The organism is Pseudomonas sp. YQ_5 (assembly GCF_043103305.1).
Taxonomy (GTDB): Bacteria; Pseudomonadota; Gammaproteobacteria; order Pseudomonadales; family Pseudomonadaceae; genus Aquipseudomonas; species Aquipseudomonas putida_Y.
In genome coordinates, this window is the sequence record NZ_JBICJS010000110.1 from 18069 (window position 1) to 37050 (window position 18982).

Genomic DNA, 18982 nt, shown 5'->3' on the forward strand with positions numbered 1-18982 from the left:
AAACTACAACATCATGCGAAAGATTTGCATTTGCTGTAAAGGGGCGGGCGCGCAATTCGTGTAAATCCGGGTCACGGCCTGTAACCGGGCAGGTGGCCTCAGGAAACCGAAACCCGGCTGCGTTGCGCTTGTTTGAGGAAGTGAGTCAGTTCACGGGCCGAAAGCGGCTTGCTGTAGTGGTAGCCCTGGCCCTCGTGGCAACCCTGGGCAACGATGTAGGTTTCCTGTTCGGCGGTTTCCACGCCCTCGGCGATCACCTGCATCCCCAGGCTCTTGCCCAGCTGGATGATGGCGCGAACGATTGTGGCGTCGTCATCGTCGTCGAGCAGGTCCTGAACGAAGCTCTTGTCGATCTTGATCTTGTCCAGCGGCAGCGACTTCAGATAGCTGAGGGACGAGTAGCCAGTGCCGAAGTCGTCGATGGCAATCAGCGCCCCGGAGCGGCGCAGGCTCAACAGGTGCTGGGCGGCGGTACTGATGTCTTCCATCAGGCCGGTTTCAGTGACTTCCAGTTCCAGGCTGCGCGGTGGTAGGCGATAGGCTTGCAGCAGGTTGTTGACCACCCGTGGCAGCTCGCTGTGGTGCAGTTGCACGGTTGACAGGTTGACCGCCATGCGCAGGTCGCTGAAGCCCTGGTCGTGCCATTCGCGCAGTTGTCGGCAGGCCTGATCAAGTACCCATTCGCCGATGCTGATGATGCTGCCATTCTGCTCGGCCAAGGGGATGAACTGGTCGGGTGGCACCATGCCCAGTTCCGGGTGCTGCCAGCGCAGCAGGGCCTCTACGCCAACCACCCGGTGGTCGCGGTAGCTGATCTGTGGCTGGTACACCAGGTACAACTGGTTGCGCGGCAGGGCTTCACGCAGGTCCTTTTCCAGTTCGCGACGGCGACGCATCTCGCTGTCGACGCTGGCGATATAGAACTGGTAGCGGTTGCGCGAACGGACTTTGGCCAGGGTCATGGTCTGTTCGGCTTTTTGCAGCAGTTTTTCGGTGCTGTCGCCGTCTTCGGGGAACAGGGTGATGCCGATGGTCGCGCGCAGGCGGATTTGCTCGTGGTCGAGGTCGAACGCCACTTCCAGGTCGTCGAGGATGCTCTGCGCCAGTTCGGCAGCCTCGTAGGGCTGCTCGATATTGGCCTGTACCAGGGCGAACTGGTCACCGCCCAGCCGCGCCAGGGCGCCCAGGCGGCCACTGTGGGCGCGTAGCCGGTCGGCCAGGGCCAGCAGCAACTGGTCACCGACCTGGTAGCTGAATTGTTCGTTGATGCCCTTGAAGTCGTCCAGGCCTAAGCACAGCACTGCCACGCGGTGCTGCAGGCGGCCGCCGTCGATGAGGATCTTGTCCAGTTGCTGCTGCAGTTGCTGACGGTTGGGCAGGCCGGTGAGGAAATCATACTGGGCCATGCGTTGCAGGCTGTTTTCCGCTTCGTGGCGCAGATGGGTGTTGCGTTCGATCGAGGCCAGCAACTGGTTGGCGGTGTTCACCCACAGGCCCAGTTCGTTTTTCTCGTGGCCCTTGAGCAGCGGTATCTGGTGCTGGCTGGGGCGGTCAGGGTTGATCTGGGTGAGATGCTCGATGATCTTCGACAGCGGTTTGGTCAGCAGCCAGTGGTAGACCAGGTACAGCACCAGGCCCATGGCCATGGCCCGCAGTACGCCGGAAATGAAGATGATCACCGCGTTGATCAGGAAATCTTTACCGTAGGACGAGGTGTCGAGGGTAATGCTGAGGTCGCCGTAGTATTCGCTGTAAGGGCCACGACCGACCAGTTGCGTGGTGTAGGTGCGTTCCTGGCCGAGGATGAGGTCGGTGAGCCAGCGCATGGACATGTCCTGCAGCGGGCGGGACTTTTCTGCCAGCATGGTTTCGTTGGGATGGCCAATGGAGGCCATGCGCACTGACTCGTCCTGGAACAGGCCTTCGATGACCTGCATGCCCATTTCACGGTCGAGGCTGTACACCGCCTGGGTCGAAGGGTCGCGGAACATGTCGAGGATGCGCTGGGCATCATTGTTCACGGCTTGGCGGGTCTTGTAGGTGTCGTAGATGATTTGCGCACAGCTGAGCACGACGCCAACCGCCAACGCCGACAGCAGCACGACCCTGAGCAACTTGACCGACAAGCTGTTCCGCAATTCCAGCTTCAATGGGGTTTCCTTAATCCATGCGCATGGCATCATTTTGCCATCAACGATGACGATACACTACCGGCCGACCATTAGCAGTGTATCGGTTGCCTGACCCCGCAACTTGAATGCGCTGTATCAATCTTCCAGAGGTTTGATGTTAGCGTGGTATGCGGGCTGAGCAAGCAAAACCGTGGCAGCCTCTTTGCGGGCAATACAGGCACAAAAAAACCCGGCACATGGCCGGGTTTCTTGATCAAGGCTGAATGGCTCAGGCCTTGAAGGTCTTGCCTTCGAACTGCTCGGCAACGAAGGCCCAGTTGACCAGGTTCCAGAACGCCTCGACGTACTTCGGACGCAGGTTGCGGTAGTCGATGTAGTAGGCGTGTTCCCAGACGTCGCAGGTCAGCAGCGGGGTGTCGCCGCTGGTCAGTGGGCAGCCGGCGCCGATGGTGCTGGCCAGGGCCAGGGAACCGTCAGCTTTCTTCACCAGCCAGCCCCAGCCGGAACCGAAGGTGCCAACCGAAGTCTTGGTGAACTCTTCCTTGAACTTGTCGAAGGAACCGAAAGCGGCGTTGATGGCGTCAGCCAGTGCACCGGTCGGCTGGCCGCCGCCGTTTGGCGACAGGCAGTTCCAGTAGAAGGTGTGGTTCCAGACTTGAGCGGCGTTGTTGAAGATGCCGCCCGAAGAGCTCTTGACGATCTCTTCCAGGGTCTTGCCTTCGAATTCGGTGCCTGGGACCAGGTTGTTCAGGTTCACGACATAGGTGTTGTGGTGCTTGTCGTGGTGATACTCCAGGGTTTCCTTGGAGATGTGCGGCTGCAGGGCATCGTGGGCGTACGGCAGCGGCGGCAATTCAAAAGCCATGGTGGATCTCCTGATTCAGGTCTGTTTGCGGTTTGCGCAAGGCCGATCACGGGCGGCCCGATAAGCGTCGGCGAGTCTGTACTCTTTGCGACGCAAGCGCTGGATCATAGCACCGGGCCCGGCGCATAACCACGCAACAAACATAGGGAATAGAGGTTCCGGAGGGGTTGGGCTGAGCCGACCGGCGGCTCGCCCTTGCGCTGGTGTCAAATGTGAGACCGAGTGCCGCTCGATCTTGCAGTCGATGAATATGGCGCGCCAAACCCCGGGGTCAGTTGAAGATCAGTTGCGCAGCCACTGCAAACATCATCACTGCCACCATCAGGTCGAGCATCCGCCAGGTCGCCGGCCGCGCCAGCCACGGTGCCAGCCAGGCCGCGCCAATGGCCAGGGTCGAGAACCACAGCAGCGAAGCGCTGGCCGCACCGGCCACGTAGGCGCCAGGGGCGGACTGTTGGGCGCCCAGCGAGCCGATCAGCAACACCGTGTCGAGGTACACGTGCGGGTTCAGCAGGGTCACCGCCAGGGCGCTGAGCAGCACGGCGCGACGGGAACGGACGCCCTGGCCCTGCTGGTGCTGCAGGCTCTGCTTGGAGCAGGCGCTGCGCAGCGCCTTGGCGCCGTACCAGATCAGGAACACCGCGCCGCCCCAGCGGGCAATTGCCAGCAAGGTCGGGTTGTGCGCCAGCACGGTGGCCAGGCCGAACACCCCGGCGGCCACGAGGATGGCATCACAGACGATGCACAGCGCTGCCACCGGCAGATGATGCTCACGGCGCAGGCTCTGGGCGAGGACGAAGGCGTTCTGGGCGCCGATGGCCATGATCAGGCCGAAGGCCACCAGCATGCCATTGAGATAGCTTTGCCACATGGCAGGGCTCTCCAAAAAGGGTCACGGAAGATGCTGGCCATTGTGATGTTCGGCGCTGTATAAGAAAAACAAATAAAGCTGATCACCCATTAGGAAAATCGATGTTCGACTACAAACTGCTGGCTGCCCTTGCGGCAGTGATCGAACAAGGCGGTTTCGAGCGTGCAGCGCAGGTACTGGGCTTGTCGCAGTCGGCCATTTCCCAGCGCATCAAGTTGCTTGAGGCGCGGGTCGGCCAGCCGGTGCTGGTACGTGCCACGCCGCCCGGCACGACCGAAGTCGGCCGCCAGCTACTCAACCATGTGCAGCAGGTGCGCCTGCTCGAGCGCGACCTGCAGCGCCAGGTACCGGCACTGGACGAAGAGGGCATGCCGGAGCGCCTGCGCATCGCCCTCAACGCCGATAGCCTGGCCACCTGGTGGGCTGGCGCGGTGGGCAACTTCTGCGCACAACAGAACGTGCTGACCGAGCTGGTGGTAGAGGACCAGGAAGTGGGGCTTAAACGCATGCGTGCCGGCGAGGTGGCAGCCTGCCTGTGTGGGAGTGAGCGACCGGTAGCCGGAGCACGCAGTTTGCCACTGGGGGCCATGCGCTACCGGGCGCTGGCCAGTCCCGTGTTCATGGCGCGGCACTTCCCCCAAGGTTTTGTCGCCAGCCGCCTGGCCCGTACCCCGGCGATCGTGTACGGCCCGGACGATTTCCTGCAGCACCGCTACCTGGCATCGCTGGGCATGGAGGGTGGTTTTCTGCACCACCTGTGCCCTTCATCCGAAGGCTTCCTGCGTATGACAGAGGCAGGATTGGGGTGGGGCCTGGTGCCCGAACTGCAGGCCCGGGAGCAATTGGCCAGTGGGCAATTGGTGGAAATCTGTCGCGATACCCCCATCGATGTGCCGCTGTACTGGCATCATTGGCGCAATGGCGGGCAATTGCTTGCGCAACTGACTGACCACTTGCGGCACACCGCACAGCACTGGCTGGTGCCCTTGTAGTCATGGCTAGCGTCAGTTGCATCTGAAATCTGGCAAGACGGAGTGTTACATGCGAATTCTGGTCACCGGCGCGAGTGGCTTCATTGGCGGGCGCTTTGCGCGTTTCGCTCTGGAGCAAGGCCTGGACGTGCGTGTCAGCGGCCGCCGTGCCGAAGGGGTCGAGCACCTGGTCAAGCGTGGCGCACAGTTCATCCCGGGCGATCTGGGGGACGCCGAGTTGGCCCGGCGTTTGTGTCAGGGTGTCGAAGCCGTGGTGCACTGCGCTGGCGCGGTGGGTAACTGGGGACGCTATCAGGAGTTCTACCAGGGCAACGTGGTGGTTACCGAAAACGTGGTCGAGGGCTGCCTGAAAGAGCATGTACGGCGCCTGGTGCACCTGTCTTCGCCGTCGATCTATTTCAATGGCCGTTCGCGTCTGGACATCCGTGAAGACCAGGTGCCGCGTCGCTTTCACGATCACTATGGGCAAACCAAGTACCTGGCCGAGCAGAAAGTGTTCGGTGCCCAGGAGTTCGGTCTGGAAGTGCTGGCGCTGCGCCCGCGCTTCGTCACCGGCGCTGGCGATGCCAGTATCTTTCCGCGGCTGATGCAAATGCAGCGCAAAGGGCGTGTGGCGATCATCGGCAACGGCCTGAACAAGGTCGATTTCACCAGTGTGCACAACCTCAACGAGGCGCTGCTAAGTGCATTGTTCGCTGATGATCGGGCGCTGGGCCAGGCTTACAACATAAGCAACGGTCAGCCACTGCCGCTGTGGGACGTGGTCAACTACGTGATGCGCCAGATGCAGCTTCCCCAGGTGACCCGCTACCGTTCCTATGGCCTTGCCTATAGCCTGGCCGCCCTGAACGAGGCGGCCTGCATGTTATGGCCAGGGCGCCCGCAACCGACCTTGTCGCGCCTGGGGATGCAGGTGATGAGCCGTGATTTCACCCTGGATATCAGCCGTGCCCGGCAGTATCTGGACTACCAGCCCAAGGTCAGCCTGTGGACGGCGGTGGATGAGTTCTGCAGCTGGTGGAAGCATTTGCCGCCCGGCTGACAATGGTCATCAATGCGCCGCGCTGGCGGTTTATACTCGTGCCTCTATGTGACTTCGGCGGTTGAATGTATCCATGCGTAACCATGTTCACGATGACTTTGATGACGTGCCAACTTTGCGGGCGGGAACGGTTGATGATGACGAACTGATGCCGGCGCATGTGATGCGCAGCCGCCAGAAAGCCGCCCGCGGGGCCAGCACGGCGCCGTTGTGGGCGTTGATCGGAGCCTCCTTCATCGCGTTGGCGGGCCTGGGCTGGTGGAGTTTCCAGCAGATCTCGCTGATGGAGCAGCAACTGGTGGCCACCCAGGAAAGCTTTGCCCGCATCAGTGAGGAGGCGGCTGGCCGCCTTCAGGCGATAAGTGGCAAGGTGGCGGCCACCGAGTCAGGCGCCACTACCAGCACTGAGGCATTGAAGCTACAGCTGCGCCAGTTGCAGAAGGGTGTTGCCGGTCAGACCGGCGACCTGGGCAAGCGTCTGGAGCAGGTGCTGGCCGATACGCGAGAACAGCAGAAGGCCGTGACCGAGCTGCAAAGCCAGTTGCAGGCGCAGTTGAAGCTGGTGAATGGCGAGCTGGCGGCGTTGCGTTCGGGTCAGGTCGATGGTGGCAAGCTGGATGCCCAGTTAAAGAGCCTGAACGAGCAGGTTGCCGCGCTGAAGGCTGCACAGGTTGATGGCGGCAAGCTGGACGGCCAGCTCAAGAGTTTGGGTGGCGAGGTGGCAGCACTGAAGAAGCAGGGCAACCCGAGTGCGGCTATCCAGAGCCTGGAGCAGGACATGGTCGTGCTCAAGAGCCAGATCGACAACCGCCCGGCTGCGGCGTCCTCCAGTGGTGCTTCGGTGAAGGAGTTCGATGCCTTCCGGGCGCAGATGACGCGTAACCTGAACACGCTGCAAAGCCAGATTCAGAACCTGCAGCAACAGATCAACGCTCGTCCGTGACATCAGCTGAGCCTTATTCGCAGGCACGCCCGCTCTCACAGGATCAAGAACAGCTTTCAAGCTTTTCGCTGTACCGGTGGGAGCGGGCGTGCCCGCGAACGGCCCTGGATCACAACCGCGGATAATCGATGTAACCCACCGGCCCCTTGCCATAGAAAGTTTCGGGATGTGCCTCGTTCAACGGCGCATCGGCTGCCAGCCGTGCCGGCAGGTCGGGGTTGGCGATGAACGGCACACCAAACGCCACGGCATCTGCTTTGCCACTGGCCAGGGCCGCATTGGCACTGGCCTTGTCGAAACGCTCGTTGACAATGTACGGGCCACCGAATGCCTCTTTGATCAGCGGCCCGATGCTGTCATCGGCTTCCCGCTCCCGCGAGCAGATAAAGGCGATGCCGCGCTTGCCCAGCTCTCGGGCCACATAGGTGAAGGTCTCGGCGCGGTCGGCGTCGCCCATGTCATGGGCGTCGGCACGCGGTGCCAGGTGCACACCTACGCGCTGCGCGCCCCACACTTCAATGGCCGCATCGGTCACCTCCAGCAGCAGGCGCGCGCGGTTCTCCAGCGAGCCGCCGTAACGGTCGGTGCGCTGGTTGGTGCTGCTTTGCAGGAACTGGTCGAGCAGGTAACCGTTGGCGCCATGGATCTCCACACCATCAAAACCGGCAGCCTTGGCATTTTCGGCACCGCTGCGGTAGGCCTCGACGATGTCGCTGATTTCTTCGGTTTCCAGTGCTCGTGGGGTGGGGTAGTCACTCAGTGGGCGCACCAGGCTCACATGGCCCTTGGGCTGGATCGCGCTGGGGGCTACAGGCAGTTCGCCATTCAGATAGCTGGGGTGGGAGATTCGGCCCACGTGCCACAGCTGCAGGAAGATACGTCCGCCTGCGGCATGTACGGCCTTTGTCACATTGTTCCAGCCACGGACCTGTTCATCGTTCCAGATGCCGGGGGTATCTGGGTAGCCGACGCCCATGGGGCTGACCGAAGTGGCCTCGCTGAGGATCAGCCCGGCACTGGCACGCTGTACGTAGTATTCGGCCATCAGCGCATTGGGCACGCGGCCTTCATCGGCGCGGCAGCGGGTGAGCGGGGCCATGATGATACGGTTGGGCAGTTGCAGGTCGCCCAGTTTGATTGGATCGAAAAGCGTGGTCATAGCGGTTACCTGCCTTGTCAAAGTGCTTGGCGCAGTTGTTCGAGGAACGCCTGGATGGTGGCTTCGTCGCGTTTGAAAAAGTGCCATTGGCCAATCTTCTGGCTGCTGATAAGCCCGGCGCGCTGCAACGTGGCCAGGTGGGCAGAGACCGTCGACTGCGACAGGCCGCAGCGCTGGTCGATTTGCCCGGCACACACACCGTTTTCGGTGCTGTGGTACTGGTCTGGGAACTGGGTTGCCGGGTCTTTCAGCCAGCTGAGAATTTCTCGCCTGACCGGGTGGGCCAGTGCTTTTATGATTTCGTCGAGATCGAGTGGCATGGTTTGAGGCTCGCTGTAGCGGTATATCGCGATAGGGCGAAATATAATTCGCTGAATTCCGATATACAAATACGAAGGCGTTCTGAGCTGAGTACGAATCGGTATATCGCGTTATAACGATATTCTGGGCGGCGGTGCTAGACTGCGCTCATGAACTACCTCGCACACTTGCACCTGGGCGGCCCGGCGCCGCAACAACTGCTTGGCAGCCTTTATGGCGACTTTGTCAAAGGCTCGTTGGAAGGGCGCTTTCCGCCTGCGCTGGAGGCGGCCATCCGGCTGCACCGGCATATCGACAGTTACACCGACCAGCACCCGTTGGTGCTAGCGGCTCTGGCACGTTTTCCGCGCGAGCGGCGGCGCTTTGCCGGCATCGTTCTGGACGTGTTTTTCGACCATTGCCTGGCACGGCATTGGAGCCACTACGCCGAGCAGCCGCTGGAGCAGTTCACTGGCGCGTTTTATCGGGTACTGCTGGCAGAGCCCGAGCTGCCTGGGCGGTTGGCGCGGATTGCGCCTTTCATGGCAGCGGATGACTGGCTAGGGGCGTATGGCGATTTTGCCACCTTGGAGCAGGTGTTCAACGGCATTGCCCGGCGCTTGTCACGGCCTGAGGGGATGGCCGGGGTGATGCTGGAGCTGGAGCGGCTGTATGAGCCGCTGCTGGCGGATTTTCGCGAGTTCTACCCGCAGTTGCAGGCGTTTGCGGCGGTAGGGCGGATGTCTGACAGTTAGAGGCGTGTGGGTGATACTGGCCCCTTCGCGGGTAAACCCGCTCCTACGGGCAATGCGCTCGGTGTAGGAGCGGGTTCACCCGCGAAAGGGCCAGAACAGGCAGTACACGCATTCAGGCAGCCCGCGCCTGGCGACGTGGCGCCATCTCCACGTCTTCAACCCCGAACAGCGCCAGGTGAATCGCCTGCTGTGCCTGCAATGCCAGCACCGCACGTTCCTTGCCTACGCTACCTATTGGCTGCAGCAGGTGGATGCACACCTCGCCCCGCGGCAGGGCAAACAGGCGTATCAGGTGCGACACCAGGTCGTCCTCACCAATGAACGGCGCTACCGGGTCGATCTGGTCATCACGCAGGTACTGGATAGCGACTGGCTGCACTGCCACGCCACGGTCGATGGCACCTGCCAGCAGGCGGCCATGAAAGGTGCGCAGCGTGCGGCCGCTGGTGGTGGTGCCTTCGGGGAATATCAGCAGCGGGCGGGCCAGACCCAGTTGCCCGGCGATCTGTTCGCGCAGGCGCTGGCTGTCGCCACCACCACGGCGAATGAACAGCGTGCCGGCCTTTTCCGCCAACCAGCCGGCCACCGGCCAATGGCGAACTTCGGCCTTGGACAGGAAAGACAGCGGCGTGAGCATGCCAAGCAGGGGTATGTCGGTCCAGGAAACATGGTTGCTGACCCACAGCATCGGCCGCTGTGGAAGTTCGCCAACTACCTTCACGTCGAAGGGTAGGGCGGCGACCAGGCGCTTCATGAACAGGCAGGTCCAGCGCTGGCGCCGTTCGATCGGCGCCTTGAAGCCCAAGCGTTCTCCCAAGGCGATAATGCTGGCCATCAGCATGCCCTGCGCCAGCACCAGCAGCAGTCGGATGAGGCGGGCCAGTACCCGCAACTTCGGCATCAGACCGCCGCCTTGAAGTGGCGGGCGTAGCGTGGGCACAGCTCGTCGCGTTTTAGCAGGATGAACACGTCAGCCACCTGGAAATCCTCGTCCCAGCATGGCTCGCCGCAAATCTTCGCGCCCAGGCGCATGTAAGCCTTGAGCAGCGGTGGCATTTCGGCAATGACGTTGTTGGGCAGGGCCAGTTTCGGCAGCGGGTTCTTCGGCTCGGCTCGCAGGTGTTCGGTGCACAGGTAGCGCTCACGCAGGCGCTGCATCACTGCATGGGCCTGTACGCCGCCGTCCTGCATGGGGATGCTGGCGCAGCCCATCAGATAGCTGTAGCGGCCCTCGTTGAGCACCTCGGCCAGTTCACCCCAGAGCACGGCGATGGTGCCGCCGTTGCGGTAGTCGGGGTCCACGCAGGTCCGGCCCAGCTCGAGGATCGGGCCTTGCAGCTGCAACAGGCCGTGCAGGCTGAACTCTTCTTCGCTGTAGAAGCGGCCCAGGCTGCTGGCGGCCTGATGATCGAGCAGGCGGGTGGTGGCAACCAGTTCGCCGGTGCTCAGGTCGCGTACACCAATGTGGCGGCAGTGCACGTCGTAGTCGTCCATGTCCAGGCCTTGCTCGGCACCTTTGAGCTTGGCCTTGAATTCTGCGCTGAATACTTTGTAGCGCAAGGCTTGGGCTTCTTGCAGCGCCGCGGCGCCAACCAGGCGTTCGGCTTGCAGACGGCGTTCAGTGCTGTAGTCGCCAGCGGTAGCGATCCGAGTCATTACGAGTCTCCATAAGCCAGCCAAGAAGGGTTGCGGCCGGTCGGCTTTGTTGTGCAAAGTCAGCCTAGGTAGACCCAGTGTCACCCCTGTGAATCTTTGGTGATGCTTGCGTGACACACCCTGAGCCTTAACTGAAAGCCCTCCAGCAAGGAGCTGTGCCATGGCCTGGTTGCAACGACTCAACGATCCGCTTCGCCTCGCGCCGACAGGCACCCTGGGCGAAACCTACGCCGCGCTGCTTGAGCGCCTCGGCCCGGTTGCCCCGTTCGAACTGGCGGTACTGGGCGGGCGTGCAATGGCCACCCCGGGCCTGGCCTTCCTGGTGGGTTACCAGGCTGCCCTTCGCGTGCTGTGGCCCAGTGCGCCGCACAGCCTTGGCGCCTTGTGTGCCACCGAGCGGCGCAGCGTGCGACCGGCAGACATGCACACACGGCTGGACGCTCTGCGGCTGTCGGGTTGCAAAGACTTCGTTACTGCTGGCCTGGAGGCGGAGTGGTTGCTGGTGGCAGCGCGTAGCGAAGCGGCTGGCGCTGCGCCGCAACTGAGCCTGGCGGTGGTTTACCCCGGGGAGCCGGGGGTAACACTGGAGCCATTGCCAACCCTGCCGCTGATGCCGGAAGTCGGCCATGGGCGATTGCTGCTGGAGCAGGCATCGTGCGAGTTGCTGGCCGGTGACGGTTGGGATGCCTATGTGAAGCCGTTCCGTTCGCTGGAGGATTTGTATGTGCTCACGGCGCTGACCGCTTGGTTATATGGCGTGGGGCAAGAGTGCGCCTGGCCGCAGGGTCTGCGCCTGCAGTTGCTTGGGCTGTTGGCCGGCTGTGCCGAGGGTAGCCGCCAGTGTGCCGATAGCATGGGTTGCCACTTGTTGCTGGGCGGGTTGTTTGCGCAGTTCCAGGCGTTGCGGGGGGAGATCGATGCGGCGTTGGCGACAGGGCCGGTGCATTGGGCGCAAATCTGGCAGCGTGACCAGGGGGTGATGGCGCTGGCGGCGTCGGCGCGGGAGAAGCGACTGAACAAGGCTTGGGTTGCTGCGGGCTTGTCATGAATGGCTGACAGGTATGTATGAGCCGATGAGTCGCGGCGTGGTACCTGTGGAAGCGGGTTTACGTGCAAAGAGGCCGGTGAAGGCAGCGGAAAACCTGAAAGGCATTTCCTTTTATCGCGCTTGATCCCCGCAAATCCCGGCCGTTGACGTATCATTGGCCGCCTGACGGCAACCCCCTCCAGGATCGCTTGCGCATGCTCGCCCTTCTTATCCAGACCCTGAACATCACGGCACCGGTATTCGCCATGCTGTTCATGGGCGTCCTGCTCAAACGCATACACTTGATCGACGACAACTTCAACCGTGTCGCCTCGCAGCTGGTGTTCAACGTCTGCATGCCGGCGCTGCTGTTCCTCGGCATCTACCACGCCGACCTGGCCGCAGCGGTCAAGCCCGGTGTCCTCCTGTATTTCATCGTCGCCACCCTGGCCGGTTTCGCCATTGCCTGGGGCATGGCCATCTGGCGCAGCCCGATGGCCGACCGGGGCATCTATACCCAGGGCGCCTTCCGCGGCAACAACGGTGTGATCGGCCTGGCCCTGGCCGCCAGCCTGTACGGTGACTATGGCATTTCCCTGGGGGCGGTGCTCGCAGGCCTGGTCATCCTCATGTACAACTCGCTGTCAGCGGTGGTACTGGCGGTGTACAGCCCGGACCTCAAGTCCGATCCGTGGAGTATCTGCAAGAGCATTTTCAGCAACCCGCTGATCATCAGCGTGCTGGTGGCCGCACCGATGGCTTACGGTCAGGTGCCGCTGCCTAACTGGTTGCTGACCTCGGGCGACTACCTGGCACAGATGACCCTGCCGCTGGCGCTGATCTGTATCGGTGGCACGCTGTCACTGGCAGCGCTGCGTAACTGTGGCCGGCTGGCCATCGATGCCAGCCTCGTGAAAATGCTCTGGCTGCCGCTGCTCGGCACCCTTGGGGCCTGGTTTTGCGGGTTTCGCGGGGCGGAGCTGGGCATCCTGTTCCTGTACATGGGCAGCCCGACCGCTGCAGCCAGCTACGTGATGGCGCGGGCGGCCAACGGCAATCATGAACTGGCCGCGTCGATCATCGTGATTACCACGCTAATGGCGGCGATCACCACCAACATTGGTATTTTCATCTTGCAGTGGGGCGGATGGATCTAGATCCTTGACTGCAAATAACAGCAACAACACTGCCTCACTGAGCTAAAGGACACTTCATGCAAGACCAGAGCACGCCCGAGCGGTTACAGCGCGGGCTGAAGAATCGCCATATCCAGCTGATCGCGCTGGGCGGGGCCATCGGTACCGGCTTGTTCCTGGGCATTGCCCAGACCATTCAGTTGGCCGGCCCCTCCGTGTTGCTGGGCTACGCCATCGCCGGCCTGATGGCCTTCCTGATCATGCGCCAGCTGGGCGAAATGGTGGTGGAAGAGCCGGTCGCCGGCAGCTTCAGCCACTTCGCCCACCAATACTGGAGCGAGTTTGCCGGCTTTGTCTCAGGCTGGAATTACTGGGTGGTGTACGTGCTGGTCGGCATGGCCGAGCTGACGGCGGTCGGTATCTACGTGCAGTACTGGTGGCCGGACTTCCCCACCTGGGCCACGGCGGCGATCTTCTTCGTGGTGATCAACCTGATCAACCTGACCCAGGTAAAGGTCTATGGCGAGATGGAGTTCTGGTTCGCCCTGGTCAAGGTGGTAGCGATCGTCAGCATGATCGGCTTTGGTGCCTGGTTGCTGGGCAGCGGTCATGGTGGCCCGGATGCCAGCGTGGCCAACCTGTGGCAGTACGGCGGCTTCTTCCCTAACGGCGTCACTGGTCTGGTAATGGCCCTGGCGGTGATCATGTTCTCGTTCGGTGGCCTGGAGCTGGTCGGCATCACGGCTGCCGAGGCTGACAACCCGCGCCAGAGCATCCCCAAGGCCACCAACCAGGTGGTGTACCGCATCCTGATTTTCTACATCGGTGCCTTGGCAGTGCTGTTGTCGCTGTACCCTTGGCAGAAGGTGGTGCAGGGCGGCAGCCCGTTCGTGATGATCTTCCACGAACTGGACAGCGACCTGGTGGCGACCATCCTCAATATCGTGGTGTTGACGGCTGCGCTCTCGGTGTACAACAGCTGTGTGTACGCCAATAGCCGTATGCTGTTCGGCCTGGCTAGCCAGGGCGATGCGCCGCGTCAGTTGCTGAAGGTAAGCCGTAGCGGTGTGCCGCTGACCGCGCTGGGCGTCTCGGCCTTTGCGACCGGCCTGTGCGTGCTGATCAACTACCTGATGCCGGGTGGGGCCTTTGGCTTGCTGATGGCGTTGGCGGTGTCTGCGCTGGTAATCAACTGGGCGAGCATCAGCATCACCCACCTGAAGTTCCGCAAGGCCAAGCTGGCTGCCGGGATCACCCCTTTCTACAAAAGCCTGGGGCACCCACTGACCAACTACCTGTGCCTGGCATTCATTGTGCTGATCCTGGTGGTGATGTACCTGACGCCGCCAATTCGCATCTCGGTAATGCTGATCCCGGCATGGATCGCTGTGCTGTGGCTCGCCTTCAAGATGAAGAAGGCGCGCCAGGCCAAGGGCTGATCGGGTTTGTTCGTAAGGGGTATGCCGTTAGGTTTTCGGCGTCTGTGAGATCGAGCGCCGCCCGCGCGGCGCTCGATCTCACAGGCGATGAAAGCCTAAAGGCATGCGTCTGGCGGCCCTGACGCGTGCCCCTTCCATGCCCCTCAATGCTGCCTCCGCCAGGCACGCACGGTGGTGTACAGCAGCACTGTGGCGAGCACCGGCAGTACATAGAACAGCATCAATCGCTCCAGGCGGCCAGCCAGCGGCATACCCATGGTAAAAGCCGCCACATGAAGGCCGTAGGCCAGGTACAGGCAAAGAAACACCAGGCCTTCGGCGCGAGTGATGCGGTAACCGGAATAGAACACTGGCAGGCTCAGTACGGCAACGCCGAGCATTACAGGCAGATCGAAAGACAGCGCGTTAGGCGAAATCGACAGTGGCTCCGGGGTGATCAGTGCGGTCAGGCCCAATACGGCCAGCAGGTTGAACAGGTTGCTGCCGATCACCGTGCCCACCGCGATCTCCCGTTCGCCACGCAAGGCGGCGATCAGCGCAGCGGCCAGTTCCGGCAGGGAGGTACAGATGGCAACCACCGTCAGGCCGATGATGCGCTCGGACAGGCCCAGGTCGGTGGCCACCTCGATGGCAGCTTCCAGTAACAAGTGGCCCGCCAGGCTCAGCAGGCCAAGGCCGACCAGTACCTGCAGCAGCGTACCTGCCCAGAAGCGCCCGGCACCTGACCTGGCGGCGTCCGGGGCAGGGTAGGTGCGTGCGTAGTGGCGCGACTGGTGCCAGAGCATGGCCAGGTAACCGGCCAGCCCCAGCAATAGCAGTACCCCTTCAACCCTGCCCAGGCGGGCATTGGCGGACAGTGCATACACCAGTCCGCTGGCGACGATCATCAATGGAATGTCCAGACGCACCAGCTGGCGTGACACCCGCAGCGGGATGATCAGTGCGGCCAGGCCGAGAATGACCAGTACGTTGAAGATGTTGCTGCCTATCACGCTGCCTACTGCCACATCCGGCGCGCCCTGGTAGGCAGCTTGGAGGCTTACGGTCAATTGTGGCGCGGTGCTGCCGAAGGCCACCAGGCTCAGGCCTATGATCAGTGGACGAACATGCAGGCGTTGCGCCAGGCGCAAAGCGGAGCGCACCAGTAACTCGGCGCCGCCGACCAGCAACAGCAGGGCAACGCCCATTTGCAGCAGGCTAAAAGTGGGAAGGGTGGCCAGGTCGAAAATGGTCGGACTCCTGTCGCGTCAGTCGCTAAGCCCTTGTACCCGCACGCGCGCTGTTCCGCTACGGAGCATGCCGATTTTTTCTGCTGCTGCGCGAGACAGGTCGATCAGGCGGCCGCGGGTGTGCGGGCCACGGTCGTTGATACGTACCACCACACTGCGCTGGTTGGCCATGTTGGTGACCAGTACACGCGTGCCGAAAGGCAGGCTGCGGTGGGCGGCGGTAAGGCCGTGCTGGTTGAACGGTTCGCCACTGGCGGTGCGTTTACCGTGGTGGCGCGACCCGTAGTAGGAAGCGGTGCCCGTTTGGTCGTAACCGCGGGGGTCGATGTCATGGCTGGCGCAGCCGGCCAGGAAAGAAAACAGGGCGAGGGTGCCGAGGGATCGTTTTAGCAAGTCAGGTGCTCTCCGGTGCGGCCATTCGCGGGTAAACCCGCTCCTACAGGTAAAGCGCTGGCTTGTGTAGGAGCGGTTTTAGCCGCGAACGAGGGCGAAGCCCTCGCAGCATTACAGGGGGAAAATCATCACCCTTCGAGCTTGGCCTTGAGCAATTGGTTCACCTGCCCCGGGTTGGCCTTGCCTTTGGAGGCTTTCATGGCCTGGCCGACGAAGAAGCCGAACATCTTGCCGCGCTTGGCATCATCGGCTGCACGATACTGTTCGACCTGCTCGGCATTGGCTGCCAGCATTTCGTCGAGCATCTTGTCGATCGCCCCGGTGTCGGTAACCTGTTTCAGGCCTTTGCTCTCGATGATGCTGTCAGCATCGCCTTCACCGGCAGCCATGGCCTCGAACACGGTCTTGGCAATCTTGCCGCTGATGGTGTTGTCACGAATGCGCAGCAGCATGCCGCCCAGCTGCGCGGCGCTGACCGGCGCCTGATCGATTTCGACACCCAGCTTGTTCAGCAGGCTGCCCAGTTCGACCATGACCCAGTTGGCCGCCAGCTTGGCATCCCCCCCGATCTTCACCACTTCTTCGAAGTAGTCTGCCTGTTCGCGGCTGGAAGCCAATACGTTGGCGTCGTAGGCCGACAGGCCGTACTGGCTCTGGAAACGCTCGACCTTCTGTGGGGGCAGTTCCGGCAGGCCGGCGCGGATGGTTTCGAGGAAGCTGTCCTCGATGACCACCGGCAGCAGGTCCGGATCGGGGAAGTAACGGTAGTCGTTGGCTTCCTCTTTGCTGCGCATGGAGCGGGTTTCGTCCTTGTTCGGATCGTACAGACGGGTTTCCTGCACCACCTTGCCACCGTCTTCGATCAGGTCGATCTGGCGCTGGATTTCGCTGTTGATCGCGCGCTCGATGAAGCGGAACGAGTTGACGTTCTTGATTTCGCAGCGAGTGCCGAACTCGGTCTGGCCTTTCGGGCGGATCGATACGTTGCAGTCGCAGCGCAGCGAACCTTCGGCCATGTTGCCGTCGCAGATGCCCAGGTAGCGCACCAGCGCGTGGATCGCCTTGACGTAGGCGACGGCTTCCTTGGCGCTGCGCATGTCAGGCTCGGAGACGATTTCCAGCAGCGGGGTGCCGGCACGGTTCAGGTCGATACCGGTGGAACCGCTGAAGTCTTCGTGCAGGCTCTTGCCGGCGTCCTCTTCCAGGTGCGCGCGGGTTACGCCGATGCGCTTGATGGTGCCGTCTTCCAGCGCGATGTCCAGGTGGCCCTTGCCGACGATCGGCAGGTCCATCTGGCTGATCTGGTAGCCCTTGGGCAGGTCCGGGTAGAAGTAGTTCTTGCGTGCGAACACGTTGCGCTTGCCGATCTCGGCATCGATGGCCAGGCCGAACATGCACGCCATGCGCACGGCTTCCTCGTTCAGCACCGGCAGTACGCCGGGCATGCCCAGGTCAACCAGGCTGGCCTGAGTATTCGGCTCCGAGCCAAAGGTGGTAGCGCTGCCGGAGAAGATCTTCGACTGGGTGGCGAGCTGAGTGTGAATTTCCAGCCCGATCACAACTTCCCATTGCATGTGTGAATTCCTCAGAAGCCGTTGGGGGCGCGGGTGTGCCAGTCGGTCACCTGCTGGTAGCGGTGCGCGACGTTAAGCAGGCGGCCTTCCTGGAAGTACGGCGCCAGCAGCTGCACGCCGACCGGCAGGCCGTCGACGAAGCCAGCAGGCATCGACAGGCCTGGCAGGCCCGCCAGGTTGGCGGTGATGGTGTAGACGTCTTCGAGATACGCGGCAACCGGGTCGCTGCTCTTGGCGCCAAGCTTCCAGGCCGGGTTTGGCGTGGTCGGGCCGAGAATCAGGTCGACATCGTTGAAGGCGGCCATGAAGTCGTTCTTGATCAGGCGGCGGATTTGCTGCGCCTTCACGTAGTAGGCGTCGTAGTAACCGGCCGACAGGGCGTAGGTCCCGACCATGATGCGGCGCTGTACTTCAGCGCCGAAGCCTTCGCCGCGTGAGCGCTTGTACAGGTCGGTGAGGTCTTTGGGCTCTTCGCAGCGGTAGCCGAAGCGTACGCCGTCGAAACGCGACAGGTTGGAAGAGGCTTCAGCCGGGGCGATCACGTAGTAGGCCGGAATGGCATGCTGCATGTTCGGCAGGCTGATTTCCTTGACCACTGCACCGAGCTTTTCCAGCTCTTTGACGCTGGCCTGGACCAGGTCGGCGATGCGGGGGTCGAGGCCGGCGCCGAAGTACTCTTTCGGCAGGCCGATGCGCAGGCCCTGCAACGAAGCGTTCAGGCTGGCGCTGTAGTCCGGCACCGGTTCGTCGATGCTGGTGGAATCCTTGGCATCAAAGCCGGCCATGCCTTGCAGCAGCAGCGCGCAGTCCTCGGCGGTGCGGGCCAGCGGGCCGCCTTGGTCGAGGCTGGAGGCGTAGGCGATCATGCCCCAGCGTGACACACGACCGTACGTTGGCTTGAGGCCGGTGAGGTTGGTCAGTGCCGCGGGTTGGCGGATCGAGCCGCCGGTGTCGGTGCCCGTGGTGGCGGGCAGCAGGCGCGCGGCCACTGCAGCGGCCGAACCACCGGACGAGCCGCCCGGAACGTGCTCAAGGTTCCATGGGTTTTTCACCGCGCCGTAATGGCTGGATTCGTTGGCCGAACCCATGGCGAACTCGTCCATGTTGGTCTTGCCCAGGGTGACCATGCCGGCTTCGGCCAGCTTGGCGACCACCGTGGCGTCATAGGGCGCCTTGAAGTTGTCGAGCATCTTCGAGCCGCAGCTGGTGCGTACGCCGTTGGTGCAGAACAGGTCTTTGTGGGCGATCGGTGCACCCAGCAGCGCGCCGGTTTCACCAGCGGCGCGACGGGCATCGGCGGCACGTGCCTGGCCCAGGGCCAGGTCGTCGGTGATGCTGATGAAGCTGTTGATCTGTGGGTCGAGCTGTTTGATGCGCGCCAGCAGCGCGCCAGTCAGCTCTTCGGAAGAAAACGATTTGTCGGCGAGTCCGCGGGCGATCTCGGCCAGGGTCAATTGATGCATGGCAGG

18 protein-coding genes are annotated in these 18982 nt (G+C 62.4%); 7 read left to right on the forward strand and 11 right to left on the reverse strand.

Going from position 1 to position 18982, the window contains the following annotated elements; all coding sequences use genetic code 11:
- Positions 1–98 precede the first annotated feature (98 nt).
- From ACF8EA_RS24000 to ACF8EA_RS24010, 3 genes are all read right to left on the reverse strand, one after another.
- Positions 99–2150: a bifunctional diguanylate cyclase/phosphodiesterase gene (locus ACF8EA_RS24000; protein WP_021781828.1), complete on the reverse strand. Its 2052-nt coding sequence runs from the start codon at positions 2148–2150 to the stop codon at positions 99–101.
- Between the two features lie 250 nt (positions 2151–2400).
- The gene (locus tag ACF8EA_RS24005; RefSeq protein ID WP_003255187.1) at positions 2401–2997 is read right to left on the reverse strand and encodes a superoxide dismutase; all 597 of its coding nucleotides are present in this window, start codon (positions 2995–2997) and stop codon (positions 2401–2403) included.
- Between the two features lie 271 nt (positions 2998–3268).
- Positions 3269–3868 (reverse strand): LysE/ArgO family amino acid transporter, encoded by a 600-nt coding sequence (locus tag ACF8EA_RS24010; RefSeq protein WP_003255185.1) that lies wholly within the window; start codon positions 3866–3868, stop codon positions 3269–3271.
- A 101-nt stretch (positions 3869–3969) separates the two neighbouring features.
- Here ACF8EA_RS24010 and ACF8EA_RS24015 point away from each other — a divergent pair, with 101 nt between their 5' ends.
- The 3 genes from ACF8EA_RS24015 to ACF8EA_RS24025 all read left to right on the forward strand — a co-directional run bounded on the left by ACF8EA_RS24015 (position 3970) and on the right by ACF8EA_RS24025 (position 6845).
- Positions 3970–4860 carry a LysR family transcriptional regulator ArgP gene (locus ACF8EA_RS24015; protein ID WP_021781829.1) on the forward strand — a complete coding sequence of 297 codons (891 nt, stop codon included), beginning with the start codon at positions 3970–3972 and terminating at the stop codon, positions 4858–4860.
- Between the two features lie 49 nt (positions 4861–4909).
- Positions 4910–5902 (forward strand): NAD(P)-dependent oxidoreductase, encoded by a 993-nt coding sequence (locus ACF8EA_RS24020; RefSeq protein ID WP_021781830.1) that lies wholly within the window; start codon positions 4910–4912, stop codon positions 5900–5902.
- Positions 5903–5975: 73 nt separating this feature from the next.
- Positions 5976–6845, forward strand: a complete 870-nt coding sequence (locus ACF8EA_RS24025) for a hypothetical protein (RefSeq protein WP_021781831.1) — start codon at positions 5976–5978, stop codon at positions 6843–6845.
- 109 nt (positions 6846–6954) lie between these two features.
- Here ACF8EA_RS24025 and ACF8EA_RS24030 read toward each other — a convergent pair whose 3' ends face one another.
- Positions 6955–8004: an alkene reductase gene (locus ACF8EA_RS24030; RefSeq protein ID WP_021781832.1), complete on the reverse strand. Its 1050-nt coding sequence runs from the start codon at positions 8002–8004 to the stop codon at positions 6955–6957.
- A 17-nt stretch (positions 8005–8021) separates the two neighbouring features.
- On the reverse strand, positions 8022–8324 hold the full coding sequence (locus ACF8EA_RS24035; protein ID WP_003255178.1) for a helix-turn-helix transcriptional regulator: 303 nt from the start codon (positions 8322–8324) through the stop codon (positions 8022–8024).
- Between the two features lie 150 nt (positions 8325–8474).
- On the opposite strand from ACF8EA_RS24035, the gene ACF8EA_RS24040 reads away from it, so the two are divergent.
- Positions 8475–9059, forward strand: coding sequence for an ACP phosphodiesterase (locus ACF8EA_RS24040; RefSeq protein WP_392523517.1), 585 nt, complete (start codon positions 8475–8477; stop codon positions 9057–9059).
- Positions 9060–9171: 112 nt separating this feature from the next.
- Here ACF8EA_RS24040 and ACF8EA_RS24045 read toward each other — a convergent pair whose 3' ends face one another.
- Positions 9172–9960: a lysophospholipid acyltransferase family protein gene (locus ACF8EA_RS24045; protein ID WP_392523519.1), complete on the reverse strand. Its 789-nt coding sequence runs from the start codon at positions 9958–9960 to the stop codon at positions 9172–9174.
- Positions 9960–10715: an L-ornithine N(alpha)-acyltransferase gene (olsB, locus tag ACF8EA_RS24050; RefSeq protein ID WP_392523520.1), complete on the reverse strand. Its 756-nt coding sequence runs from the start codon at positions 10713–10715 to the stop codon at positions 9960–9962. Before olsB ends, ACF8EA_RS24045 begins: the two co-directional genes overlap by 1 nt.
- Before the next feature lie 160 nt (positions 10716–10875).
- On the opposite strand from olsB, the gene ACF8EA_RS24055 reads away from it, so the two are divergent.
- The 3 genes from ACF8EA_RS24055 to ACF8EA_RS24065 all read left to right on the forward strand — a co-directional run bounded on the left by ACF8EA_RS24055 (position 10876) and on the right by ACF8EA_RS24065 (position 14317).
- A complete protein-coding gene (locus tag ACF8EA_RS24055; protein ID WP_021781836.1) occupies positions 10876–11763 on the forward strand; it encodes a hypothetical protein in 888 nt (295 codons plus the stop codon).
- 194 nt (positions 11764–11957) lie between these two features.
- Positions 11958–12899, forward strand: a complete 942-nt coding sequence (locus tag ACF8EA_RS24060) for an AEC family transporter (protein ID WP_392523521.1) — start codon at positions 11958–11960, stop codon at positions 12897–12899.
- A gap of 56 nt (positions 12900–12955) precedes the next feature.
- Complete coding sequence (locus ACF8EA_RS24065) at positions 12956–14317, forward strand: amino acid permease (RefSeq protein WP_103443535.1); 1362 nt, start codon at positions 12956–12958, stop codon at positions 14315–14317.
- 143 nt (positions 14318–14460) lie between these two features.
- On the opposite strand, the gene ACF8EA_RS24070 is transcribed toward ACF8EA_RS24065, so the two are convergent.
- The 4 genes from ACF8EA_RS24070 to gatA form a co-directional block, all read right to left on the reverse strand.
- A complete protein-coding gene (locus tag ACF8EA_RS24070; RefSeq protein ID WP_392523523.1) occupies positions 14461–15504 on the reverse strand; it encodes a calcium/sodium antiporter in 1044 nt (347 codons plus the stop codon).
- A gap of 60 nt (positions 15505–15564) precedes the next feature.
- Positions 15565–15939, reverse strand: coding sequence for a septal ring lytic transglycosylase RlpA family protein (locus tag ACF8EA_RS24075; RefSeq protein ID WP_012270637.1), 375 nt, complete (start codon positions 15937–15939; stop codon positions 15565–15567).
- 128 nt (positions 15940–16067) lie between these two features.
- On the reverse strand, positions 16068–17513 hold the full coding sequence (gene gatB, locus ACF8EA_RS24080) for an Asp-tRNA(Asn)/Glu-tRNA(Gln) amidotransferase subunit GatB (RefSeq protein WP_392523524.1): 1446 nt from the start codon (positions 17511–17513) through the stop codon (positions 16068–16070).
- Between the two features lie 11 nt (positions 17514–17524).
- Positions 17525–18976 (reverse strand): Asp-tRNA(Asn)/Glu-tRNA(Gln) amidotransferase subunit GatA, encoded by a 1452-nt coding sequence (gene gatA / locus ACF8EA_RS24085; RefSeq protein ID WP_392523525.1) that lies wholly within the window; start codon positions 18974–18976, stop codon positions 17525–17527.
- Positions 18977–18982 lie beyond the last annotated feature (6 nt).